The organism is Streptococcus sp. STR1/CE/0325 (genome assembly GCF_055386095.1).
The window spans coordinates 1,391,656-1,416,227 of sequence record NZ_AP045018.1; the positions used below are offsets into that span (position 1 = coordinate 1,391,656).

Consider the following 24,572-nt stretch of genomic DNA (forward strand, 5'->3'; position numbering starts at 1 on the left):
ATCCTCTTTTAATTTTATACATCAAACTAAAAAGAAAAAATCATTTCTAAAAACACAAAAAAACTAGACACTCTTGTTTAAGTGTCTAGTTTTTTGTTTGATTAACCGATGCCCTTACTCTCTTAGGAAAGAGCAGACAACTGGGCTTAATCTTCGTTCTTGCGACCTTTAGTAGTCATTCCCAAACCAAGGACAGTTAGAATCGCACCTACTGCTAGAAGAGAGTTGGAGCTATCACCTGTTTTTGGTAGGGTTGCTTGTTCAGCTTTCTTAGCCATTGGTCGGCTAACTGGCATAGCTTTCTGAGGTTCTGCCACGATGATACGAACTGGAACTTCATCTTTTGAGCCATCTGGGTAAGTCACGACAACTACTGCGTCTTTAACTCCTGGAGTGCTCGTATCAACTGGGCTCTTGAAGCTAGTCTTGGTACCTGCTGGCAAGTCTTTGAGGTTACCGATAGAAGCATCAGATTTTGGTTGGTCTCCCATGTTGACCTTTTGATCCTTAGCTACTGGCTCGTACTTGTCTGCGTCCGTGCGTGGATCAACAATCGTGATCTTCACTGGAACTTCGTCCTTAGAACCATCTGGGTAAGTCACTACCACAACAGCGTCCTTGTCGCCAGCAGTTGATGTATCAACTGGTGATTTGAAGTCAACTTTCGTGCCTTCTGGAAGATCCTTGAGGTTAGCGATAGAATCCGCTGCTTTTGGTTGATCGCCCATGTTCACTTTTTGATCCTTAGCGATTGGTTCATACTTGTCAGCGTCAGTGCGTGGATCAACAATCGTGATCTTCACTGGAACTTCGTCCTTAGAACCATCTGGGTAGGTTACCACCACAACAGCATCCTTGTCGCCAGCAGTTGACGTATCAACTGGTGATTTGAAGTCAACTTTCGTGCCTTCTGGAAGATCCTTGAGGTTAGCGATAGAATCCGCTGCTTTTGGTTGATCGCCCATGTTCACTTTTTGATCCTTAGCGATTGGTTCATACTTGTCAGCGTCAGTGCGTGGATCAACAATCGTGATCTTCACTGGAACTTCGTCCTTAGAACCATCTGGGTAGGTTACTACCACAACAGCGTCCTTGTCGCCAGCAGTTGATGTATCAACTGGTGATTTGAAGTCAACTTTCGTGCCTTCTGGAAGATCCTTGAGGTTAGCGATAGAATCCGCTGCTTTTGGTTGATCGCCCATGTTCACTTTTTGATCCTTAGCTACTGGCTCGTACTTGTCTGCGTCCGTGCGTGGATCAACAATCGTGATCTTCACTGGAACTTCGTCCTTAGAACCATCTGGGTAAGTCACTACCACAACAGCGTCCTTGTCGCCAGCAGTTGATGTATCAACTGGTGATTTGAAGTCAACTTTCGTGCCTTCTGGAAGATCCTTGAGGTTAGCGATAGAATCCGCTGCTTTTGGTTGATCGCCCATGTTCACTTTTTGATCCTTAGCGATTGGATCGTACTTGTCAGCGTCAGTGCGTGGATCAACAATCGTGATCTTCACTGGAACTTCGTCCTTAGAACCATCTGGGTAAGTCACTACCACAACAGCGTCCTTGTCGCCAGCAGTTGATGTATCAACTGGTGATTTGAAGTCAACTTTCGTGCCTTCTGGAAGATCCTTGAGGTTAGCGATAGAATCCGCTGCTTTTGGTTGATCGCCCATGTTCACTTTTTGATCCTTAGCGATTGGATCGTACTTGTCAGCGTCAGTGCGTGGATCAACAATCGTGATCTTCACTGGAACTTCGTCCTTAGAACCATCTGGGTAGGTTACCACCACAACAGCATCCTTGTCGCCAGCAGTTGACGTATCAACTGGTGATTTGAAGTCAACTTTCGTGCCTTCTGGAAGATCCTTGAGGTTAGCGATAGAATCCGCTGCTTTTGGTTGATCGCCCATGTTCACTTTTTGATCCTTAGCGATTGGATCGTACTTGTCAGCGTCAGTGCGGTTATCGACAACTTTGATGGTTACTGGAAGTTCATCTGTTGAACCGTCTGGGTAGCTGACAACCACAACTGCTGGCTTATCACCTGCCGTCTTAGTATCCACTGGTGTCTTGAAGGCGGTCTTAGTACCGGCTGGCAAATCTTTAAGATTTGCCACAGAGTCATCAGACTTAGGTGTGTCATTCAAGTTCACACTTTGTGGTTTTTCGGTTGGTTCGTATTTGTCCGCATCCGTACGGTTATCGGTTACCTTAACAGTTACTGGCACTTCGTCCTTAGAATTGTCTGGGTAAGTTACCACTACGGTCGCTGGTTTGTCACCTGCGGTCTTAGTGTCAACTGGCGTCTTGAAGGCAGTGGTTGTGCCTTTTGGAAGGTCGCTCAAGTTACCAATAGAAGCGTCAGATTTTGGTGTCGCATTAAGACCAACGGTTTGGCTCTTGGCTGTTGGTTCGTACTTGTCTGCGTCCGTGCGGTTATCGACAACTTTGATGGTGACTGGAAGTTCATCTGTTGAACCATCTGGGTAGCTGACAACCACAACTGCTGGCTTATCGCCTGCCGTCTTAGTATCCACTGGTGTCTTGAAGGCTGTCTTAGTACCGGCTGGCAAATCTTTGAGGTTAGCCACGGAATCATCAGACTTAGGTGTGTCATTCAAGTTCACACTTTGTGGTTTTTCGGTTGGCTCGTACTTATCCGCATCCGTACGGTTATCCGTTACCTTAACAGTTACTGGCACTTCGTCTTTAGAATTGTCTGGGTAAGTCACGACAACTGTCGCTGGTTTGTCACCTGCGGTCTTAGTGTCAACTGGCGTCTTGAAGGCAGTGGTTGTGCCTTTTGGAAGGTCGCTCAAGTTACCAATAGAAGCGTCAGATTTTGGTGTCGCATTAAGACCAACGGTTTGGCTCTTGGCTGTTGGTTCGTACTTATCCGCATCCGTACGGTTATCCGTTACCTTAACAGTTACTGGAACTTCGTCTTTAGAATTGTCTGGGTAAGTTACCACTACGGTCGCTGGTTTATCACCTGCCGTCTTAGTATCCACTGGACTCTTGAAGGCAGTGGTTGTGCCTTTTGGAAGGTCGCTCAAGTTACCAATAGAAGCGTCAGATTTTGGTGTCGCATTAAGACCAACGGTTTGGCTCTTGGCTGTTGGATCGTACTTGTCAGCGTCGGTACGATTATCGACGACCTTGATGGTTACTGGAAGTTCATCTGTTGAACCATCTGGGTAGCTGACAACCACAACTGCTGGCTTATCACCTGCCGTCTTAGTATCCACTGGTGTCTTGAAGGCGGTCTTAGTACCGGCTGGCAAATCTTTGAGGTTAGCCACGGAATCATCAGACTTAGGTGTTTGGTTAAGATTAACACTTTGTGGTTTTTCGGTTGGTTCGTACTTATCCGCATCCGTACGGTTATCCGTTACCTTAACAGTTACTGGAACTTCGTCTTTAGAATTGTCTGGGTAAGTTACCACTACGGTCGCTGGTTTATCACCTGCCGTCTTAGTATCCACTGGACTCTTGAAGGCAGTGGTGGTTCCTTTTGGTAGCTGACTCAAGTTGCCAACAGAAGCATCAGATTTTGGTGTCGCATTAAGACCAACCGTTTGAGTCTTAGCTGTTGGGTCATATTTTTCAGCGTCCGTGCGGTTATCGACAACCTTGATGGTCACTGGAAGTTCATCCTTAGAATTATCTGGATAAGTCACGATAACGGTACCTGGTTTATTACCTGGTGTCTTGGTATCGATTTGAGTTTTAAAGGCTGTCTTAGTACCTGCTGGGAGGTCACCGAGATTGGCAACGGAGTCCGCCGCTTTTGGCGCTTGGTTCAAGTTAACTGTTTGAGCTTTTTCAGTTGGCGTGTATTTTTCAGCGTCCGTACGGTTATCCACAACCTTAATGGTTACTGGAAGCTCATCCTTAGAATTATCTGGATAAGTCACGATAACGGTACCTGGTTTATTGCCTGGTGTCTTGGTATCGATTTGCGTCTTAAAGGCAGTCTTAGTCCCTGCTGGTAAGTCTTTGAGATTAGCTACCGAATCAGCAGCAACAGGGGCTTGGTTGAGATTAACTGTTTGAGCTTTTTCAGTTGGCGTGTATTTTTCAGCGTCCGTACGGTTATCCACAACCTTGACCGTTACTGGAACTTCATCTTTGGTGCCATCTTTATAAGTCACGACAACAGTGCCTGCCTTATCGCCTGCTTTTGAGGTATCAATCTTGGTCTTATAAGCGGCTGTAGTTCCAGTTGGCAACTTACTGAAGTCCTTGATAGAGTTGGTCGCAACAGGAGTTTCACCCAAATTAACCGTTTGTGCTTGCGCTTCAGGCACATAGTTGACAATAACTGGTACAGTCACGGTGTTGCCACCACGATCCGCTGGAAGTGTCAATTTCACTTCAACCTTGTTATTTTTACCAGATCCTGGAAGGGTAGTCGTCAAGACCTCCGCCTTAATATCGTTCCATCCCAGAGCTGTCCAACGTGGGTAAATCGCGTTATTAGCTGGATTGATTGGTTTTTCTGTGTCTGCTGGAAGACCTACAAAAGCAGCCTTAACAGCGTTTAAAATTTCATCATTGGTTACCATCTGACCAACTGGTTTATTGATTGGATTGGTCACATTTGGAACGGCAATGGAGTGCAAGACATAAGGATGTGATCCTGGTGTGTATTGCGCTCTACGACCTGATTGTGAAATCTTGAGGGTCGCTGTATAACTATCTTGAATCGTGGTTCCCTTGTCCGCTCTCTCCAAAATAGACCCTGGTTTCAGATAAACTTCCGTCTTACGGTTGGTTGGACGAACAACATCCAAACTTACCTTGGCATCTGAACCATTGCGTTTCCAGTCTGTTTCATTTGGATCGTATTGGTTAGGGCTATCATGTTGGGTGAACATGAATTTGAGATCAGCTGCAAAGTTGAGGTCAACCGTCGCTAATTTCACACGCTCGGTACTACCCACACCTTGCCAAAAGACAATCTCACGCGCATTTTCCGTCACAGACTTAATCGCTGGGTTTTTGGTGCTGACTTCCGCAAAAGGCTGGTCACCAGTTGGAATACTTGCCGCCTCATAAACCACATCACTGGCAAGAAGGGTCTTAACCTGATCATCTTTGGTGAGGGTGATGGTCCCATCGTTTGCAATCGCTACATTCTCAGCCAGCAAATCAGGATTGGCTTTCAAGACACGACGAAGAACCTTAGACTTGTCGTTATCCGTCAAGTTGGTAGGATCTGCCACCGCAACCTTTTCAGGCAAGCTAGGCGTAAGAACGCTCTGACTAGCTGCTTCCTTAACTTCTGGTTTTACAAGGTCACTAGCAACTTTTACTTCTTCTGCAACTGGTTTTTCAACGATTGCTTCGGTTTTTTCTTGCGCTAGGCCTGTTTCAAGGGCTTTTGGCGCTTCAACTGGAGTAGCTGTCACAAGTGCTACATCTTCTTGAAGGTCGTTTTCTGCTTTATTACTCAAGGCAGCATCAGGATTGGTCTGAGCTTGACCCTCCAAACTATCTGCTGATACAGTTGACACACCGACTGCCAACGAGCCTAATAAAACAGAAAATACACCAACTTTAAATTTACGGATGGAAAATATTTCCTTTTTCTTAAAATCCATGGGAATCTCCTTATAGTGATAAATGATATAGATGAAAAGGCATTCTATATAGTAACATTTTAGTCTTATTTTATTGATTTGTCAAAGTATTTTTCACACTTTCACCTTTATTTAAACAAATAAATTTTACTTTCAAAATGTCAGATTTTCTAATAAAACAAAAAATAAACTGTCGGAATATTCGATAAAATCGACAGTTTCTAAATCTCTTCTGCTAGTTTATTGAGTTTTCTTAGTCTATGATTGACTCCGCTTTTAGTAATGGGGAAGGGAAGACTATCAGCGAGTTCTTGGAGAGAATAGTCTGGGTGGGCGAGACGCAATTCTGCCACTTGTTGCAACTCGACGGGCAAATTTTCAAAGCCTTTGCTTTCCTTTAATTTTGCGATATTATGAATGGTTTTCATGCTGGCGGCGATAGTTCTTGCAATATTGGCTGTTTCTGCATTATTGGCTCGGTTGAGATCATTTCTCGTTTCACGCAAAATCTTGATTTCTTCCAAGGTCTGAAAACTGTCTTTTGCTCCTACCACAATGAGAAAATCTAAGATGTCTTCTGCCTTTTGCAAATAAGTGACCGCCCCATTTTTTCGCTCAATCACCTTGGCATCAAGGAGAAACTTCTGCATAAGACAAGCCAGCGCCTGCGCATGCTCAAGATAGACAGAAGGCAACTCTAGCTGGTATTTGCCAGACTCTGGATCGCGAATGGTTCCAACCGCCAAAAAAGCCCCCCTCAAATAAGCACGCCCTGCTTCGTCATCTGATAGCACTCTTTTTTCTATCCCTGTTTCTAAGCCAAAAAAAGCATCGGCTAGCTGCAGATCATCTAAAATGGCTTCAACTTGGTGGCTAACCACAACGGTATAAACCCGATTTTTCCTGAGATTGGTCTTTTGATGATGGCGCAACTCTGGTAGGACATGATAGGTCTTTAGCAACCATTCATAAAGGACTCGCGCCAATCTTGCTTGAGCAGTAGTTACAGACAAGGTTAGCCCCGAACGACTCAGACCCACATTGCCCAAGAGTTTGATGAGGGCAGAAAGTTCCGCCTTATCTGCCATAGGAAGGCTCAAGAGTTCTTCTTTCACACGATGGGTAAAATTCATGAGGACCTCACCTTAATGAGGCGCATGAGTTCTTCCACCACCAAATCGCCGTGGTGAAAGGCGCCTCCCTTTTCTAATCTCAAAAAATTGGCAGAAATCACTCGCTTTGCCAAATGGCGCAAGCCTTCAAAATCATGGTCCACCTGCACCAGATATTCGTCAAATTGATTGCTATTCATATAGCTTTTTGGCACTTCTTCCACATTGACCAAAACGGTGTCGATAACAGCTTGACCCAGATGACGACTGAGGACCGCCACATGATCCGCGTCTGTAAAGCGCTCTGTCTCACCGTGCTGGGTCATGATATTGCAGACATAGACCACCTCAGCCTTGGTGGTATTTAGCGCCTCCTTAATCTCTGGGATGACGAGATTGGGAAGGATAGAGGTAAAGAGCGAGCCAGGACCAAGGACAATCATATCACTGTTCATGATCGTTTCAACTACCTTGCGACTGGCGCTAGGTTTTTCATCATTATAGGTATTGGTCACAAAAACGTAATCAATCATGCCTTCATAGCCTGCAATCTTGCTCTCACCAATGACCTCATGCCCATCTTGAAAGACAGCATGAAGCGTCAAAGGCTGCTCACTGGCTGGGTAGATCTTGCCTGTGGTATGGAAAAATTTGGTCAAAATCTGCATGGCATCATAGGTCGAAGCCTGCATTTCTGAAATCCCTGCAATGATAAGATTCCCCAAAGGATGACCGGAAAAAGGACTCTCGTTATCCTTGAAACGGTATTGAAAAATCTTTTCATAAAATTTTGGCATATCACTCATGGCAACGAGGACATTGCGTAAATCTCCAGGGGGAGTCAACTGCAGGCTTGAGCGCAGCTCTCCTGAAGAACCTCCATCATCTGCCACAGTCACAATAGCAGTAATGTCCACATCTTGGTGGCGCAGGCTGTTGAGAATGACAGGAATCCCTGTTCCTCCTCCAATCACTGTAATCTTTGGTTTTCTCATGAGCGGTTCACCGTTTCTTTTCGTCGATCCTTGTCCCTGTGACTTTCATGAACAGGCCAATCTTTTTTGAGAGCTTCTACCAAACGATGGGCAAAAGCCACACTCCGGTGTTGACCACCTGTACAGCCAATAGCGATGGTTAAAAGCGCCTTTCCTTCTTTTTGATAATCTGGGATAATGGGTTCTAAGAGAGCCAAGAGGTGACGGTAAAAGTCTTCGGATTGCTTTTGTTCCATCACATAATCGTAAACTGCTTGATTCAATCCTGTTTTTTGGCGCAAGTCTGCTTGATAATAAGGATTAGGCAAAAAACGGACATCAAACATCAGATCAGCATCGAGCGGAATCCCGTATTTAAAGCCAAAGCTCACCACTTCAATATGAAAGCCAGCTGTTTCTCCTGAGTTCCCAAACTGTTCACTGATGGTCTCACGCAACCTTCTAGGGGTTAAGGTGGTGGTATCCACCACATGCTGGCTGAGATTTTTGAGAGGCGACAGTAACTCACGCTCCAAAACAATGCCATCTAAGACCCGTCCATCGGGTGCTAAGGGATGACTACGTCTGGTTTCCTTATAGCGCGAAACCAACTCCGTATCCGTTGCATCTAAAAAGAGAATCCTAACCTCAAGCCCTTCTTCTTTTTCCAAATCATTCAAAACATCTAACCACTCTCTAAAAAAGAGACGGCTACGCATGTCAATGACAAGAGCGACTTTTTGATAAGATTCTTGCTGATTGTGAGACAAGAGTTCTAAAAACTTGGGAACAAGGGCAGGTGGCATATTGTCCACGGTAAAATAACCCAAATCTTCAAAAGACTGAATGGCAACGGTCTTTCCCGCTCCACTTAGGCCCGTCACGATGACTAATTGTAAGGTTTCTTGCATGTCATTTCCTTTCTACTATTGATGGATTTAGAACCTCCATTCAAGAAAGGAGGTTCTAAAAATTATTTGGTTTCTTTCAGAAGCTGTTCTAAGGTTTCTTGAGACAGACCTCCAGCGAGATAAGAACTACTCTTACCATCACTTGGGATAAAGATCTGTGTCGGAATAGACCTAAGCTTGTAAGCCTTGGCTAGGCTATCTTTGGTGTCAAAGTAAACAGGATAGCTAACCCCGATTTTTTTAGCTTCCTCTAGCACTTCTTTCTTATTCTTCTTGGCATCAACAGGCTGGGTGTTGCCCAACTCCTTGTCATTTGGCGACGCCACAGAGATAAACACATAGTCTTTGTTGTCCTTATACTTTTGATAGACCTTCTCAAGGTCTGGCATCTCTGCCCGACAAGGCCCACACCAAGTCCCCCAAAAGTTAATATAGACCTTTTTCCCCTTAAAATCAGAGAGGTGAACCTTTTTGCCATCGGGTGCTTCAAGGGTCACATCAGGAACGCTCGACAGCTGGGTCGTTTTAGGTAAAATCGGACTACTCGTGTCCTCTTTTTGATGAGAACAAGCAGCAAGCGTTAGTGTAGCCAAGGTTGCCGTCGCTAAAATGGTCCATTTTTTCATGTGAGTATCCTTTCTGTTTAGGTGCAAACACCAAATGCGGTGCGGTTATTGTTCTATAAGGATAGTATAACACAACAAAAAAGATAATGAAAGCGTTTAATATGATGATTTAAAACGTTCAGAAGATATAGTTGTTTCGTTTGCTTTTAGGACGAGGCAACGAGTCGCAGACATAACTTACCGTTAGGCAAGACGAGTTAACACAGTCATAAAAGATAAACGAAATGACTATAGGCGAAAGAATAGTGAAAAAGGCTGAATAACAGCCTTATCCTCACCAATAAACTATTAAATAGCGCTTTTCTAAGACCCATTGACCGAACAAAGACTGGTCAAACTTGGTCGCTTAATCACTGAATACGGAGCTAACTTCTTCAGAAAAAGATAGATTTTTCAAAGTCTTTGTGTCTGACTAAGTCAGACCACAGCTCACCTCTTACGGTTTAATGCGATGCAACATACGTGGGAATGGGATGGCTTCACGGATGTGTTTGGTCCCTGCGACAAAGGTCACCATGCGCTCTAAACCAAGTCCAAAACCAGCATGTGGAACCGTTCCGTATTTACGCAAATCAAGATACCAGTCATAATCTTTTGGATCAAGACCGTTTTCAACAATCTTGTTGTATAATTTATCGTAGTCTGTCTCCCTTTCAGAACCTCCGATGATTTCCCCATAGCCTTCTGGGGCAAGGAGATCCGCACAGAGCACACGCTCTTCATTTCCTGGGACTGGTTTCATATAAAAGGCCTTAAAGCTTGCTGGGTAGTTGACGATAAAGGTCGGTACACCAAAATAGTTGGAAATCCAGGTTTCATGCGGTGAACCAAAGTCATCTCCGTGCTCGATTGGCTCATAGTCTGCATCCTCATCATCAGCATGCTCTTTCAAGAGGTCGATGGCATCATCATAAGAGACACGTTTGAATGGCTCTGCAATGTATTTTTTAAGTAAGTCGGTATCACGGTCCAAGATTTCCAAAGCCTCAGGCGCACGGTCCAAAACGCCTTGAATAAGCGCTTTGACATAGGCTTCTTGCAAATCAAGAGATTGGTCATGAGTCAAGAAAGGATACTCAGCATCCATCATCCAAAACTCAGTCAAATGACGTCTGGTCTTGGATTTTTCCGCACGAAAGACCGGTCCAAAGTCATAGACACGACCTAGCGCCATCATCCCAGCTTCTAGGTAGAGCTGACCAGACTGGCTTAGGAAGGCAGGATTTCCGAAATAATCCGTTTCAAAAAGCTCCGTCGTGTTTTCCGCTGCATTTCCTGAAAGGATAGGACTATCAAACTTGACAAAGCCATTTTGGTCGAAAAATTCGTAAGAGGCATAGATAATGGCATTTCTGATGCGCATCATGGCCATCTGCTTACGAGAACGTAGCCAGAGGTGACGGTTGTCCATGAGAAAGTCCGTGCCGTGCTCTTTTGGCGTGATAGGATAGTCCTCAGAAGAACCGATGACTTGGATATCTGTAATATCAAGCTCATAGCCAAACTTAGAACGCTCATCTTCTTTGACCACACCTGTCACATAGACCGAGCTTTCTTGGCTGAGTTTTTTGATGGTATTAAACTTTTCAGTTCCTACTTCTTCGCCGAATTTCTCGATAAAGTTAGGCTTAAAGGCAACCCCTTGGAAAAAGGCAGTTCCGTCACGCAGTTGTAAAAAGGCGATTTTTCCTTTTCCAGACTTATTGGCCACCCAAGCACCGATAGTGACTTCTTCTCCGACATGTTTTTTGACATCTGTAATGGTGATATAGTTTGACATATTCTCTCTTTTCTATTTTTTCATAAACTCATGGAGCCGTTTTACGGCTTCTTTTAGGGTTGCTAGATCTGTGGCGTAGCTCATGCGGACATTTTCTGGAGCACCAAAGCCTGCTCCTGTCACCAAGGCGACTCCTGTTTCTTCCAAAATGGCTGTGGTAAATGCGGTCACATCGGTGTAACCTTTCATTTTCATGGCTTTTTTGACATTTGGAAAGAGGTAAAAGGCTCCCTGCGGTTTTTTAACGGTAAAGCCAGGCACCTCAGCTAGCAAGGGATAAATGGCATTGAGCCTTTCCTCAAAAGCTTGGCGCATCATTTCCACCGAATCCTGCGGACCAGTGAGTGCCTCAATAGCAGCATACTGACTGACTGCGGTTAGATTTGAGGTGGTTTGTCCCGTTAGCTTACTCATGCTGGAAATAATCGCCTCATCTCCCACAGCAAATCCCACTCGCCAACCAGTCATAGAGTAGGCTTTAGACAAGCCGTTGATGACAATCGTTTGTTTACGAATGGCTTTAGACAAGCTAGAAATCGGGATAAACTCCGCTCCATTATAGACCAAACGTCCATAAATATCATCAGCTAAGATGAGAATGTCGTGCTCCACCGCCCAGTTTCCAATAGCCAGTAGTTCTTCTTTGCTATAAATCATACCGGTAGGGTTTGATGGAGAATTGAGCACCAAGACCTTGGTTTTAGCGGTTCTAGCCTTTTCTAAGTCCTCTACTGTCACCTTAAAGTCATTTGCCTCAAGACCAGAAACAAAGACTGGGCTACCTTCAGCTAGCTCCACCTGATCGCTATAAGACACCCAGTAAGGTGTGGGGATAATCACCTCATCACCTGGGTCTAGGACACTCATAAAGAAGGTGTAAAGCGAAAACTTCGCTCCTGTTGCCACCGTGATCTGACGAGTGCTCACCTCATAACCATAGTAGGTTTTCATATAGGATTGAATAGCTGACTTGAGCTCAGGTAGTCCGCTTGCCACTGTGTAAAAGCTAGCCTTACCACTTCTTATAGCCAAAAGGGCTGCTTCATCAATATGTGCTGGTGTTGGAAAGTCTGGCTGACCCAAGGTCAGAGATAGAATGTCTCTTCCTTGGGCTTTTAACGCCTTGGCTCTTGCATCAGCTGCCAAGGTCACGCTTTCTTTCATGTCTAAAATCCGCTGTGCTAGCTGCTTCATAAGCCCTCCTTCTTCACTAGATTTCCCGTTTCAAAATCAATCAGATAATAGGACTGACCCGATTTGACCTCCCAAATGGGTTTTGATTGATATTCTCCAAACAAAACGCGACTAGAGCTTTTCGCACCGTTTTCTTTGGCTTTTTCTTTCGCCTGTTCTTGACTAAGGCCCTTTGATAGCTCAAACGTCTCCACTTTTCCAGTCTGAGGAGAGATGGCTAGGATGACCGCTTGGTTCTCCTTATTTTGACCAAAAACGGTATAAAGAGTGGTCTCACCGTAATAGACGCTGGTGCTGTTGATTTTGGTGACCTCTCCACTAGACTGCGCTATTTGCCTGGCTTCTCTCGTTTCTTTTTGACGGGGTTGCAGACCTAAATAGAAGATGATAAAGACCGCAAACAAAAGAGAAAAACAGACCAACAACAAGCCTATGCCATATTGCTTTAGTGGCGTTAATGCTGTTTTTATCACTATTTTCCTCTCTTTCATTTTAACTACTTAGGCAAGAATAACGAGAAAAAACGTTCTCTATCACTTCACTAGCCTAACACTTACTTTCCATTATATCAAAAATTCTGCTATTTCCCACAGGATTTTATCAAAATTTTCTTCCTGAACAGGAGATTCTTGCGCGAGCAAGGTTTTAACGGATTTTCCATAAGACTTGCTCAAAATCCTAGCGTCTAGAATGACCACACAAGAGGTTTGATTTTCCTTTCTGCTCGAACGACCAAGCGCTTGCTTGAGTCGGAGCATCATGGCAGGTAAGCTGTACTGATAAAAGCCGTTTTTTCCTTCTTTTTCAAAATTGGCCAAAACTTTTTGGATAAAGGCATCTCCTGGATGATCAAAGGGCAGACGAACAATCACCTGAATGAGCTGGTCTTGCTGGCTAAAGTCCATGCCCTCCCAAAAACTTCCTGTCCCAAGTAAGACGGCTGACTTTTCACGGTCAAAGCGACGTTTCAAGTTGGTCGCATCTCCGTGCTTGTACTGGCAAAGATGGGGGCAATCGATTTCTTCTAGCGCTTCTGAGACAGCAAACAAATCTTTTTTAGAGGTAAAAAGGACCAAAATTGGCTTTTTCAGTTGAGCTAGACGCCAAATCTTCCAAGCCAGTTGCGCGGTGTAATCCACATCATTTCGGTGAACCTCTCGCATATCTGTATCAACAAAAATCCGCTGTTCTTTAGCAAATTGACCCGAAATCTGATGAAAATGGTAAGCAGAAATCCCCAATAAATCCGCTAGATGAATCTTTGGGCTAAGGGTCAGGGTCGCTGAGACAAAATAGGTTTTCTTGGGACCAAGCACCTCGTCAAAGGTCAAGAGCCGCTCACGGCTCGCCTTGAGATAAGGTTTGGCCTCTTTACCGAGATAATCTTGCTCCACAAAAAAGTAAGGAAAATCAAGTGATAAAAACTGCTCTAAGCGAGAGAGCCCTGTTTTTTTTAACTCCAAGAGGTCTTGGGACAATTTTTGTTTTTCCTGTTTGGTTAGCACATGCCGTTTCTTGGAGAGTTTCTCTAAACGCAAGAGCTCAAACAGAAGGCTCTCTAATAACCGTCTCTCAAGCAAAGACTGAGGCGCTTGCAGGAGGCGTCTGACCTCTTTTATCTCTGGCTTTAAATCAATTTTTTTCTGTGCCAAACGCTCTAAACTAAAGAAGAAACGCTGGGCTTCATCAATCACCACCACATCAGCCTTTAATTTTTGCGGGGATGCTTTAGCCATTTCCAGTAAATACGCATGATTGGTGATAACTAATTGGCTGTCTTTAAGGTCTTGATTGACCTTTCGCCAAAAATCAAGGGAATAAAAGGGAGAGGCAGGCTGGAGCTGACCTTTATGTCTCAAATCATCAAAAAAGGCTTCAAATTGATGCTGGTTTTTGAGCTCATCAAGGTCTCCCGTCCTTGTCTCACACAGCCAGACCAAAATCTGCATTTTGTGGCAGTTGATATGGCGATTTTTGTCAGGCTGATGCAAGACCCTAGAAAAGGCCTCTAGACTAATGTAGTGACGAGGCGCCTTGATACTGGTTGCCTTAAAAGGAAAAACAGCCTGCAAATTTGCCACCTCTTGTGTCATCAACTGGTCTTGTAAGGCCAAGGTGGACAGCGCAACAATAATGGGGGCCTTCGCTTTGGACAATAAAGGAATCAAGTAAGAGTAGGTTTTTCCCATGCCTGTTTTTGCTTCGATAAAGCTAGGAAAGGGATTTTCAAGCTCTTGATTCACCACATCTGCAAACGCCTCTTGCCCTTGTCTTGGCGATAGCCCCAGCTGCTTGAGATTGCTGGTAAAATCAAAAGACCAAGAAAGAGGACCTCTAGGACTTGGCTTTGGTTTCAAGCAAGCAATCTCGCCAATCACCCCATAGTCCTGCTCTTGTGTCTTTGATTTTTGGGCTAACAGATCATCAATCACCAAGTGGCTTTCATATAAGAGGTTGTCCGCCAAGCGGCTCAAGGCTAAGAGAGTCACCTTGGGCAGTTTTCTGAGTTTGTCTTGGATCTTTAAAAATAGCTCTGCCGTTGCCCTTGCATCGGCTAAGGCAGTATGGGCCTGGTCTAGCTTAATGCCCAAGGATTGGCTCAGCGATTCCAAACCATATTTTTCCATGGTGGGATAGAGCACCCGTGAGAGTTCTACCGTATCCACCCAAGGGACGCGCAACTCATAGCCCTCAAGAAAGAGAGCTTCTGCCAAAAGATTGGCATCAAACTGGACATTATGAGCCACAAAAACGGTATCTTCTAAATAATGATAAATCTCGCCTGCTACTTGTGCAAAATCGGGCGCTGTTTGTAATTGCTGATCGGTAATTCCAGTCAGCTCCACCACATGGGAATCCAAAGACTGGTGCGGATTGACATCGGTTTGATAATGATCAATGATTTTCCCATCTTCGATGAGGACGATGCCGACCTGAATGATGGAAAAACCTAAGGCATCCTTATTGGCCTCTAGATCCACGACCGCATACCGAGTATGTTTCTCATTTTTCATAGCTTTATTATATCATTTTAGATGGACTCTTGCTCAGTGAGACCTTTTTATCGCCAAATTCGTCTTTTTTTGCTACACTAAAGACATGAAGATTTTGAAAACGATTAACCCTGCTGCGCAGGAAAACACCTATTACCTCATTGGTGAGGAGGCTTGCCTCGTCATTGACCCAGGTAGTGATGGTAAGACTATCCTTAAAACCCTAGAAGAGATCGATAAACCCGTGGCTGCCATCCTTCTCTCACATGCCCACTACGACCACATCATGAGTGTGGATTTGGTCAGACAGCATTTCAACCAGCCACCCGTCTATATCTCAGAACAAGAGGCTAGCTGGCTAGGCTCTCCTCTTGATAACCTCTCAGGTCTTTCTAGACACGCTGATATGGAGGATGTCATCATCGAACCAGCGGATGACTTTTTTCACTATCATGTTCCTTATGAGATAGGAGAGTTCACCTTTACCGTAGTCCCCACCCCAGGACACTCTCATGGCGGAGTTTCCTTTGTCTTTCAAGACGATGAGGTGGTCTTTTCTGGTGATGCTCTGTTTAGGGGAAGCATCGGACGAACGGATCTGCCGACCAGTAACTTTGACGACCTCATTTATGGTATCAAAACCCAACTCTTCACCCTGCCAGACCACTACACCGTCTATCCTGGTCACGGACCTAAAACCAGCATTGAGCACGAAATCAAAACCAACCCTTATTTTCAAGATTAAGCAAAAAACACAGGTTTTCCTGTGTTTTTAAGATTGAAGACAAAGTTATCAAAGCTAAACGGCAGTGACTATACTTTCAAATGCCGTCTCATGGCAATCAAGGAACCAAAGGAACCGATTAACATCCCTAGTAAAAGGACACCACCAATTAAGAGAGGTAAAAAGAAGGTCGGTGGATACAAGCTCAATTCCTGCTGTAAGAGGGTCGGATTGACCGCATGATAAACACCCTCATAGATGAAGAAGAGAGCAACCGCAGGAAGAATAGCACCCAAAAGTCCTACCCAAGCCCCTTCAAAGAAAAAAGGACCTCTGATGTAAGAATTTTTAGCGCCCACTAAACGCATAATCTCAATGTCATTTTTCTGAGAGAGGATGGTCAAGCGCGTGGTATTGGAGATGAGGAGGATGGCAATGAGGACAAAGACACCGACCCCAGCAAATCCCCACACTCGGATAAAGTTGGCAACCGCAAAGAGTTTGTCGGTATCGGCTCCACCGTAGTCCACTTCGTCAACGCCCTTGATTTCCTTAATCTCGCTAGCGACTGCCTTGATGTCAGATGGAGACTTGACCTCGACCACATAAACATCCGAAAGTGGGTTAGAGTCCAGATTGCCCCAGCCTTCGCCCAAGGTCTTTTTCAGGTTATCCAGCTGCTGGTCCTTACTCAAAAAGGTCACCTTGTCCACTCGCTCTAGTTTTTCAAGAGCCTCTTTGACTTGATGATAACTGCTATTGTTACTACCATCCTTGGTGGTTTCTTGATTTTCAGTCGAATCCACTGCTAAATAAGCATTGATCTTAACATTTTTTTCAATGCCAGAGGCGATGCGTTCCGTATTGAGCAAAAGCGCCACAAAGAAACCTACCAAAGCCAATACAATCGTCACCGAAGTGATGGCAGCAAAGGTCATCCAGCCGTTTCGCTTTAAACTTTTAAAGGAATTTCCCAGACTTCTAATCATCGTATCCGTACTCTCCTTCCTCTTCATCTCTGACAATGCGGCCGTTTTCTAGCGCCACAACTCGGTGTCTAAAGGCATGCACCAACTGACTATTATGCGTTGCCATAATCACAGTCGTCCCACTGTCATGAATCTCCTCAAGGATGTGCATGATTTCAAGAGAAATCTCTGGATCGAGGTTTCCGGTTGGTTCATCAGCGATTAAAATCTTAGGATGGTTGACAATGGCACGCGCAATCGCAACACGCTGTTGCTCCCCGCCTGAGAGTTGCTTTGGAAAACTCTTGGCCTTATGCCTTATGCCCACCATTTCTAGAACTTGAGGGACACGCTGCTTGATTTCTTTACGCTTTTTGCCAATGACTTCCATCGCAAAAGCAACATTTTCATAGACCGTTTTATTGGGCAAGAGCTTGTAATCTTGAAAGACCACACCCAAACTCCTGCGAAGAATCGGAATCTGACTCTTTCTCATCTTGGTCACATCAAAACGTCCCACACTCAAATCTCCCTTGGTCACTTGCTCCTCACGGTACAAGAGTTTGATCAAGCTAGATTTCCCCGCACCAGAGGGACCAACCAGATAGACAAACTCGCCTTGTTCAATGGTCAGGTCAATATTGCGTAAGACTGGGGTTGAGCGTTTGTATTTTTTCGTCACATTTTCAAATCGAATATCCGCCATCTTGTCCTCCTTTATTCCATTTTCCACTTGAGGTAAGCATCGATAAAGCCATCCAAGTCTCCGTCCATAACCTTGTCCACCTGAGCGACCTCATAGCTGGTCCTATGATCCTTGACCATGGTATAAGGAGTAAAGACGTAAGAACGAATCTGACTGCCCCAAGTGATTTCTTTTTTATCGCCCTTAAGGGCGCTGACTTCTGCAGCTTTTTTCTCTTCTTCCAACTGATAGAGCTTGGCTTGGAGCATCTTCATGGCACGGTCTCTATTGCCGTATTGAGTCCTATCCACGGTTGAGGCCACAACAATCCCTGTTGGGATATGGGTCAAACGCACACCGGTTGAGACCTTATTGACATTTTGCCCCCCAGCACCGCCAGAGCGAAAAGTATCCATCTTGATGTCCTCATCACGGATATCGACCTCAATGGTATCATCCAATTCTGGCATGACCTCCACTGAGGCAAACGACGTATGCCTACGCTTAGCCGAGTCAAACGGTGAAATCCTAACCAAGCGATGCACTCCCATCTCAGACTTCAAAAGACCATAAGCATGAGGCCCTTCAAAGGAAAGGGTGACACTCTTGATGCCTGCTTCATCACCTGCTTGATAGTCTAAGACCTCCACCTTAAAGCCTTTTTGATGACCAAAACGAGTGTACATTCGTAGCAACATATCTCCCCAATCTTGGGCTTCTGTCCCCCCTGAACCAGGATGAATCTCTAGGATAGCGTTGTTGTTGTCATAAGGGTCAGAAAGGAGCAAGGTCATCTCGTAACTGGTCATGAGCTGGTCGAGCTTTACCAAACTGCTTTCTAGCTCTTCTGCCAAACTCTCATCCTCTGTCACCAACTCTAACAAGACCTCAATCTCATCAGAAAGCTCTAGCATGTCATGAAAGGTCTGGTAGGCTTGCTTTTTTTCATTCAAGTCTTGGGAGACCTTTTGCGCGGCTTGATTGTCATTCCAAAAATCAGGGTCTGACATTTGGTGTTCTAATTGGGCAATCTCTTCTTCAAGACCTTCTAAGTCAAAGAGACCTCCCAAAGCTGGCTAGCTTTTCTTTGTGTGTATTGATTTTATGCCTGTTTTCGGCCATATCCATTTGATGTACCTCTTTCTTATAATCTGTTTTATTCTAACACAATTTGGCTAAACTTGCCATTTTTTTAATAAGCGCTCACGCTCCGTCAAAATATCGGTGTTATCTGTCTCAATCTCAAGAATGAGAGTTATTAAATCATCGCTCGGCGTACGCACAATTTCACCAAGTGCCCAGATGGCAGTGGCCACATGAATGGGATTTTGCTTTTTCTCAATGATTTCTAAGAGCTTGATGATAGCCGTCTTATCATGGGCATTGGCTAGGGCAATAATGGCATTGCGCTGCAAGATATTTTTCCCCCGCCAAGAACCTGCAATCATGCCAAACTTTTCCTTAAAGGACTTGTTACTCAACTCCAAAAAAGGAATCAACTCAGGGTGGGCCAAATCAGGATCAATATCGCTGGCTAGTGGATTGTTGATGCCCTTATTGTAGGGGCAAGAAATCTGACAGATGTCACAGCCATAGATAACGGTCTTGATTTTTTTACGAAACTCCAGATCCATCATGCCCTTGTCTTGGGTCTGAAAACTCAGGCAACGCTTGGCATTCATGGTACCATCCCCATTAAGACAAGAGGTCGGACAGGCATCTAAGCACCGCCTACAATCCCCGCAGTCATAATCCACAGGACTATCCGGCTCAATCTCAAGGTTGGTAATCAACTCCCCCAGATACATATAAGATCCGTATTCTTTTGAAATGACCAAACCATTTTTACCGATAAAACCAATCCCAGCCCGTCTTGCCACCGCAGTATCAACCAAGGCACCCGTATCCACCATGGCCTTGTGTTCCAGAGGAAAATCTTGACACAGCTCCTCAATCCCTCTCGCTAAACGCTGCAACTTGTCTTGGAGGACACGGTGATAGTCTAAGCCCCAACTATTAGGGGTAAACTTCCCTCGTTTATAGGGGGTCTTTTGCGGGGGAATGGGGAGTTTATGCGGATAAGCTACGGCAATGGAAATAATGGTTTTAGCGCTTGCCAAAGAGAGCTTTGGATCCAAGCGTTCCTCGATATTTTTATGCTCAAAACCAGAATTGGTGCCATTTTCATAAGCCAGACGCAGGCTTTTTTCCAAATAATCAAAGTTATCCGCTGTGGTAAAGCCGATTTTGGAAATTCCAATCTCATAGGCCAGTTGTTTAATCTCTTCTTTGAGTGTCATAGGTCTATCTTATAAGAAATTTCCCAAACTTTCAAGGTCAAAGTTGCTTTTCCTACTTTTTCAAAAAAAGCCCCACTCTCCTTCTTAGGAGAATGGGGGTGATGTTTCATCTCTCGACAAGAACCAGATTGATTTTAGGGATAATGAGTGTCGTAAAAAGCATGGCCAAAGCAGAAACCAAGACCAAGGCCCCAATGGAAACGAGCTGATAGGACTCAAAATAAACCTGTCTAAAGACGGCAATCTGGTAGGTCAGTGGGTTTAATTGTCCCATGATTTTAATAAAATCTGGAGCACCATCCATCACATAGAAAATAGGGGCGGTAAATCCCAAAGGAGACAAGAAAAAGCGGATGACCAAATCCCTTGTCCGATAATCGTTAATAAACATGGTGATCAAAACACCAAGGGCATTCCAAAAGAGTAAGACGACCAAGGAAAGCAACATGACCACCCCATATTTACCAAGCTGAAGCGGAATATGAAATAATATCGCAACCCCGCCAATCGCTATCTCTTGAATCAACAGGCCTAAAACAGCAAAAAGACTCATGCCTAAGAGATAATAGATAGGTCTTACCCCACTGCTGAGCTTCAGAGCCAGCAAGCCATATTTTTTATCAATGGTTACGCGGTAAATCACCTGAGTCATCTGACCAATGATGAGTAAGCCGATAATGCCGATAAGGGTATATTCCGCGTAGGGCACCCTTATACCAGCATAGGAGACCGATCCTATCGAAGCATTGAGACCGATAACGATAAAGATAACATAAAGAAGGGGTTGGACTAACTGAGAGGCAATCAGTCCTTCACTTCTTAAAAAGGCAGTGAGCTCATTTCTTGCAACGATAAGCCCACCATAGGCCCCTAAATTCGATTTTTTCCTTAAATCACTGGCTTTCAAGACTCATTCCTCCCTTACTCTCTCCAGATAGCTTTCCCTTAGCTGTTTGTCTTTGATTGCGATGTCAACAATGTCAAAAACAGTCCACAGTTCATTGAGGATGGTTTGAAAGGAGTCTTTTTTAGACACATAGACCAAACCAGTCCGCTCTCCCTCCACTTTGGTCTGGTAGCGGTAATCCTCCAACCAAGCCAACTGATCGGCGCTCAAAGGACTAGCACTGACAAACTGAATCACTGACACATCTCGATCGATAAAGGCATCTATCGGCCCAAAGAAGGCCACACGCCCTTGTTTTAAAAAGAGAATCTTGGTACAAAACTGCTCTAACAGGTGGATATCATGGGAGGAAATCATGACGGTCTTTCCTCTTTGGGACTCTTTCTTTAGATAGCAAAGCAGTTTATCTGAGGACTCTGCATCTAACCCCACCGTCGGCTCATCCAATAGATAAATATCAGGCTGATGGGCAATGGATCTGGCGATTTGGACCCGTTGGAGCTGTCCACCAGATAAGGACTCGACCAAGCTATCCTTTTTATCCAAAAGACTGGTGATCCTTAGAGCTGCTTCACACAGACTAGCCGCCTCATGCCCTTTTTTTCCAGCTAGATGCAAGCCTAGAATGACATTGTCCCACACCGTGGTGTAATAATCCATCATCGAAGTCTGCGAGGTAAAGCCAATTGAAGCAAAAGGCTGCTTTTTCTGATGCAGTTCTGCCTCATTATAGTTAATCTCACCGCCAGCTGTTTTTTGCAAACCCACCAAAGCATTGATAAAAGTTGATTTGCCTGCGCCGTTAGAGCCCAACAAACCAATAAAATCACCCTTATCAATCGTGACCGACACCTCTTTCAAAGCCAGATGCTCACCGTACCTCACACTCAATCGGTTAATATCTATTATCATGTTTACTCCTTTTTGTCTTATCAAAAATGTTCATTTCATCAACTACAAATCAGAGTTCTTTTCTCAACCGCTCCATCTTTTAGCTACTTTTCTCTTGCTTATTTTTATTATAACAAAAGATAACAGCAAAAAAGGCTGAAACGCTCGTTTCAACCTTTCTTTTTAGCTATTAAATAGCATTTTTATCAAGTCCTAATTTTCTTTGGACCAATTTCACGATTTCAACAATGCCTAACATGGCAAAGCTTCCTGCAAAGACCACCAACCATTGGCTAAGATCAAGCTCCGTTACACGGAAGATCCCTTCAAGCGGTTTGATAACGATGGTGGACATGAGAAGCACCAAGGAAATGAGGATCGACCAGTTGAAGGTCGCAGACTTGAACGGTCCAACCGTAAAGACAGACTGGTACACAGACTTGACGTTAAAGGCATGCACCAGCTGGATGAGCCCCAAGGTCGCAAAGGACATGGTGAGGGCATCTGCATGAATGAGGGCTGTTTCTGTATGAACTGGGAAGGTAATACCGTACCAGTAAACCCCAAGCACAAGCAGACCTTGTAAAATTCCTTGATAGATGATAGAGGACATGACCCCACCTGAGAAGAAACTAGAGTTTCTACCACGTGGCTTATGACGCATGAGACCAGGCTCGGCTGGCTCAACCCCAAGAGCAATAGCTGGGAAGGTGTCGGTCACCAAGTTAATCCACAAGAGATGAACCGGCTGTAAGACATCCCAACCAAAGAGGGTGGCAAAGAAGATGGTCAAGACTTCTGCGGTATTAGCTGAAAGCAGGTATTGGATGGTCTTTTGGATGTTGGAGAAGACCTTACGTCCCTCCTCAACTGCAACGATGATGGTCGCAAAGTTATCATCTGCTAGAATCATATCAGACGCACCTTTAGAAACTTCTGTTCCTGTGATTCCCATACCGATACCGATGTCAGCAGTCTTAAGAGCTGGAGCGTCATTGACCCCATCTCCTGTCATGGCAACCACCTTGCCTTGATGTTGCCAGGCTTTTACGATTCTCACCTTGTGCTCAGGTGACACACGCGCATAGACAGAGTATTGAGCCACTACCTTGTCAAATTCAGCATCAGAAAGCTGATCCAGCTCAGCACCTGTCAACACACGGTCTTCGGTGTCTTTTTCATCAATAATGCCCAAACGCTTGGCAATAGCTTCTGCTGTGTCTTGGTGGTCTCCTGTAATCATTATCGGACGAATGCCCGCTTCTTTTGCCACCTTGACCGCATCACGAGCTTCAGCACGCTCTGGGTCAATCATACCGATAAGACCGGTAAAGATGAGGTCATTTTCTAAGTTTTCACTGGTTAAATCACTTGGGATTTCATCGATAATCTTATACGCCCCACCTAAAACACGTAAGGCCTCATGCGCCATGGCAGAGTTATTGGTGGTGATGAGTTCTGTAATCACTTCATCAACTGGAGCAATGTCTCCTGCCTTATCCCTATGGGTACAACGTTTAAGGAGTTGATCTGGCGCTCCTTTTACAGCCACCAAGTAACGACCATCTGGCAAGGGATGAACCGTTGACATGAGCTTACGATCTGAGTCAAATGGGATTTCCGCTACACGAGGGTATTTCTCAAGGAAACCTTTGACGTCATAGCCCTTGTCCAAGGCGTACTGGATAAAGGCGGTTTCTGTCGGATCTCCTAGGAGGTTCCCGTCTGGGTCGATTTGCGTATCATTGGCAAGAACCACAGAGCGTAGAAGTGGCATGTCAAGCCCAAGCTCGATGTCGTCTTTTGCATCGTGCAAGACCGCATCATAAAAGACTTTTTCCACGGTCATCTTGTTCATCGTGAGAGTCCCAGTCTTATCAGAAGCGATAATCTCGGTTGAGCCTAGCGTCTCTACCGCAGGGAGTCTTCTGATCACTGCGTTACGTTTAGCTAGAACTTGCGTTCCCATGGCAAGGACGATGGTCACGATAGCAGGAAGCCCCTCTGGAATAGCCGCAACCGCTAGAGCCACAGAGGTGGTCAACTCTTCCACCCAAGGATGTCCTTGTAGGAAGGTTCCGATGACAAATGTCACCGCTGCAATGGCTAAAATGGCATAGGTCAAGACCTTAGAGAGATTATTAAGGCTTTCTTTAAGCGGTGTTGCGGTTTCGTCCGTCTCTTGGAGCATACCTGCGATACGTCCCACCTCGGTGTAAAGACCAGTATTGACGACCACACCAATCGCACGACCATAGGTCACATTGGCACTTTGATAAGCCATGTTGATGCGATCCCCCAGTGCCACATCCCCTTCTAGCACGACTCCAGCGTCCTTATCGACAGGGACAGACTCTCCGGTGAGGGCTGCTTCCTCGATTTTGAGGGAATTAGACTCCATGAGACGCATATCAGCAGGCACCACATCCCCTGCTTCTAGAGTCACGATATCTCCAGGCACCAGCTCAGTTGAGGACACCTCTTGGATTTGCCCATCTCTTAGGACCTTGGCCGTAGGAGTGGACATGTTTCTAAGGGCTTCAATCGCTTCTTCTGCCCGACCTTCTTGGTAAACCCCAAAAGCGGCATTGATAATGACCACAGCAAGGATAATAATGGCATCTGCAATATCCTCTCCTCCAGATGTCACCACAGACAGCACCGCTGCAATCAACAAGATGATAATCATCAAGTCCTTAAACTGGTCAAGAAAACGCGCGAAAACAGACTTTTTCTCCCCTTCAGGCAGTTCGTTTTTGCCGTAAATACCAAGACGACTTTCCACTTGAGCGGATGAAAGCCCATTGGATTGGCTATCAACTTCGTTTAACACTTGGTCGATAGACTGACGATAAAAGGCTTCTTGCCTTTGTTTTTCTGTCATGATCTCTCCTTTTTCATCTCTTTTTGCGACAAACA

Annotated in this window: 17 protein-coding genes; 1 reads left to right on the forward strand and 16 read right to left on the reverse strand. The window is 45.0% G+C overall.

All coding sequences use genetic code 11. The features are described from left to right. Window positions 1-146: 146 nt before the first annotated feature. The 9 genes from ACZ49W_RS06740 to ACZ49W_RS06780 form a co-directional block, all read right to left on the reverse strand. Window positions 147-5,609, reverse strand: coding sequence for a Rib/alpha-like domain-containing protein (locus ACZ49W_RS06740; RefSeq protein WP_464814549.1), 5,463 nt, complete (start codon window positions 5,607-5,609; stop codon window positions 147-149). Between the two features lie 200 nt (window positions 5,610-5,809). Then, window positions 5,810-6,721, reverse strand: a complete 912-nt coding sequence (gene whiA / locus ACZ49W_RS06745) for a DNA-binding protein WhiA (RefSeq protein WP_464814550.1) — start codon at window positions 6,719-6,721, stop codon at window positions 5,810-5,812. After that, window positions 6,718-7,695 (reverse strand): YvcK family protein, encoded by a 978-nt coding sequence (locus ACZ49W_RS06750; RefSeq protein ID WP_464814551.1) that lies wholly within the window; start codon window positions 7,693-7,695, stop codon window positions 6,718-6,720. The genes whiA and ACZ49W_RS06750 overlap by 4 nt, the downstream gene beginning before the upstream one ends. Continuing rightward, a complete protein-coding gene (gene rapZ / locus ACZ49W_RS06755) occupies window positions 7,692-8,585 on the reverse strand; it encodes an RNase adapter RapZ (protein ID WP_464814552.1) in 894 nt (297 codons plus the stop codon). Before rapZ ends, ACZ49W_RS06750 begins: the two co-directional genes overlap by 4 nt. Before the next feature lie 62 nt (window positions 8,586-8,647). Then, complete coding sequence (locus ACZ49W_RS06760; RefSeq protein WP_464814553.1) at window positions 8,648-9,211, reverse strand: TlpA family protein disulfide reductase; 564 nt, start codon at window positions 9,209-9,211, stop codon at window positions 8,648-8,650. A 436-nt stretch (window positions 9,212-9,647) separates the two neighbouring features. Then, window positions 9,648-10,991 carry an asparagine--tRNA ligase gene (gene asnS / locus ACZ49W_RS06765; RefSeq protein ID WP_464814554.1) on the reverse strand — a complete coding sequence of 448 codons (1,344 nt, stop codon included), beginning with the start codon at window positions 10,989-10,991 and terminating at the stop codon, window positions 9,648-9,650. Window positions 10,992-11,003: 12 nt separating this feature from the next. After that, a complete protein-coding gene (locus tag ACZ49W_RS06770; protein ID WP_464814555.1) occupies window positions 11,004-12,185 on the reverse strand; it encodes a pyridoxal phosphate-dependent aminotransferase in 1,182 nt (393 codons plus the stop codon). Further along, window positions 12,182-12,658, reverse strand: a complete 477-nt coding sequence (locus ACZ49W_RS06775; protein WP_464814556.1) for a cell wall elongation regulator TseB-like domain-containing protein — start codon at window positions 12,656-12,658, stop codon at window positions 12,182-12,184. The genes ACZ49W_RS06770 and ACZ49W_RS06775 overlap by 4 nt, the downstream gene beginning before the upstream one ends. Before the next feature lie 90 nt (window positions 12,659-12,748). Beyond that, complete coding sequence (locus ACZ49W_RS06780) at window positions 12,749-15,199, reverse strand: bifunctional DnaQ family exonuclease/ATP-dependent helicase (RefSeq protein WP_464814557.1); 2,451 nt, start codon at window positions 15,197-15,199, stop codon at window positions 12,749-12,751. An 85-nt stretch (window positions 15,200-15,284) separates the two neighbouring features. Here ACZ49W_RS06780 and ACZ49W_RS06785 point away from each other — a divergent pair, with 85 nt between their 5' ends. Next, a complete protein-coding gene (locus ACZ49W_RS06785; protein ID WP_464814558.1) occupies window positions 15,285-15,923 on the forward strand; it encodes an MBL fold metallo-hydrolase in 639 nt (212 codons plus the stop codon). 68 nt (window positions 15,924-15,991) lie between these two features. Here ACZ49W_RS06785 and ftsX read toward each other — a convergent pair whose 3' ends face one another. The 7 genes from ftsX to ACZ49W_RS06820 form a co-directional block, all read right to left on the reverse strand. Continuing rightward, on the reverse strand, window positions 15,992-16,891 hold the full coding sequence (ftsX, locus tag ACZ49W_RS06790) for a permease-like cell division protein FtsX (RefSeq protein WP_464814559.1): 900 nt from the start codon (window positions 16,889-16,891) through the stop codon (window positions 15,992-15,994). Next, window positions 16,884-17,576 (reverse strand): cell division ATP-binding protein FtsE, encoded by a 693-nt coding sequence (ftsE, locus tag ACZ49W_RS06795; protein WP_464814560.1) that lies wholly within the window; start codon window positions 17,574-17,576, stop codon window positions 16,884-16,886. The genes ftsX and ftsE overlap by 8 nt, the downstream gene beginning before the upstream one ends. An 11-nt stretch (window positions 17,577-17,587) precedes the next feature. Further along, a protein-coding gene (gene prfB, locus ACZ49W_RS06800) for a peptide chain release factor 2 (protein WP_464814561.1) occupies window positions 17,588-18,683 on the reverse strand; the annotation gives its coding sequence in 2 pieces (ribosomal slippage) (window positions 17,588-18,610 and window positions 18,612-18,683; 1,095 coding nt in all). 47 nt (window positions 18,684-18,730) lie between these two features. Beyond that, window positions 18,731-19,855, reverse strand: coding sequence for a tRNA epoxyqueuosine(34) reductase QueG (gene queG, locus ACZ49W_RS06805; protein WP_464814562.1), 1,125 nt, complete (start codon window positions 19,853-19,855; stop codon window positions 18,731-18,733). Between the two features lie 106 nt (window positions 19,856-19,961). Continuing rightward, window positions 19,962-20,762 carry an ABC transporter permease gene (locus ACZ49W_RS06810; protein WP_464814563.1) on the reverse strand — a complete coding sequence of 267 codons (801 nt, stop codon included), beginning with the start codon at window positions 20,760-20,762 and terminating at the stop codon, window positions 19,962-19,964. 3 nt (window positions 20,763-20,765) lie between these two features. Continuing rightward, complete coding sequence (locus tag ACZ49W_RS06815; protein WP_464814564.1) at window positions 20,766-21,674, reverse strand: metal ABC transporter ATP-binding protein; 909 nt, start codon at window positions 21,672-21,674, stop codon at window positions 20,766-20,768. 169 nt (window positions 21,675-21,843) lie between these two features. Beyond that, window positions 21,844-24,537 (reverse strand): cation-translocating P-type ATPase, encoded by a 2,694-nt coding sequence (locus tag ACZ49W_RS06820; RefSeq protein ID WP_464814565.1) that lies wholly within the window; start codon window positions 24,535-24,537, stop codon window positions 21,844-21,846. Window positions 24,538-24,572: the final 35 nt, after the last annotated feature.

Bases quoted from the DNA above. Each gene is read 5' to 3' on its own strand.
- asnS (WP_464814554.1), bottom strand. From the start codon at position 10,991: ATGTCAAACTATATCACCATTACAGATGTCAAAAAACATGTCGGAGAA.
- ACZ49W_RS06820 (WP_464814565.1), bottom strand. From the start codon at position 24,537: ATGACAGAAAAACAAAGGCAAGAAGCCTTTTATCGTCAGTCTATCGAC.
- ftsE (WP_464814560.1), bottom strand. From the start codon at position 17,576: ATGGCGGATATTCGATTTGAAAATGTGACGAAAAAATACAAACGCTCA.
- rapZ (WP_464814552.1), bottom strand. From the start codon at position 8,585: ATGCAAGAAACCTTACAATTAGTCATCGTGACGGGCCTAAGTGGAGCG.
- whiA (WP_464814550.1), bottom strand. From the start codon at position 6,721: ATGAATTTTACCCATCGTGTGAAAGAAGAACTCTTGAGCCTTCCTATG.
- ACZ49W_RS06740 (WP_464814549.1), bottom strand. From the start codon at position 5,609: ATGGATTTTAAGAAAAAGGAAATATTTTCCATCCGTAAATTTAAAGTT.
- ACZ49W_RS06750 (WP_464814551.1), bottom strand. From the start codon at position 7,695: ATGAGAAAACCAAAGATTACAGTGATTGGAGGAGGAACAGGGATTCCT.
- ACZ49W_RS06815 (WP_464814564.1), bottom strand. From the start codon at position 21,674: ATGATAATAGATATTAACCGATTGAGTGTGAGGTACGGTGAGCATCTG.
- ACZ49W_RS06770 (WP_464814555.1), bottom strand. From the start codon at position 12,185: ATGAAGCAGCTAGCACAGCGGATTTTAGACATGAAAGAAAGCGTGACC.
- ACZ49W_RS06780 (WP_464814557.1), bottom strand. From the start codon at position 15,199: ATGAAAAATGAGAAACATACTCGGTATGCGGTCGTGGATCTAGAGGCC.
- queG (WP_464814562.1), bottom strand. From the start codon at position 19,855: ATGACACTCAAAGAAGAGATTAAACAACTGGCCTATGAGATTGGAATT.
- ACZ49W_RS06785 (WP_464814558.1), top strand. From the start codon at position 15,285: ATGAAGATTTTGAAAACGATTAACCCTGCTGCGCAGGAAAACACCTAT.
- ACZ49W_RS06760 (WP_464814553.1), bottom strand. From the start codon at position 9,211: ATGAAAAAATGGACCATTTTAGCGACGGCAACCTTGGCTACACTAACG.
- ftsX (WP_464814559.1), bottom strand. From the start codon at position 16,891: ATGATTAGAAGTCTGGGAAATTCCTTTAAAAGTTTAAAGCGAAACGGC.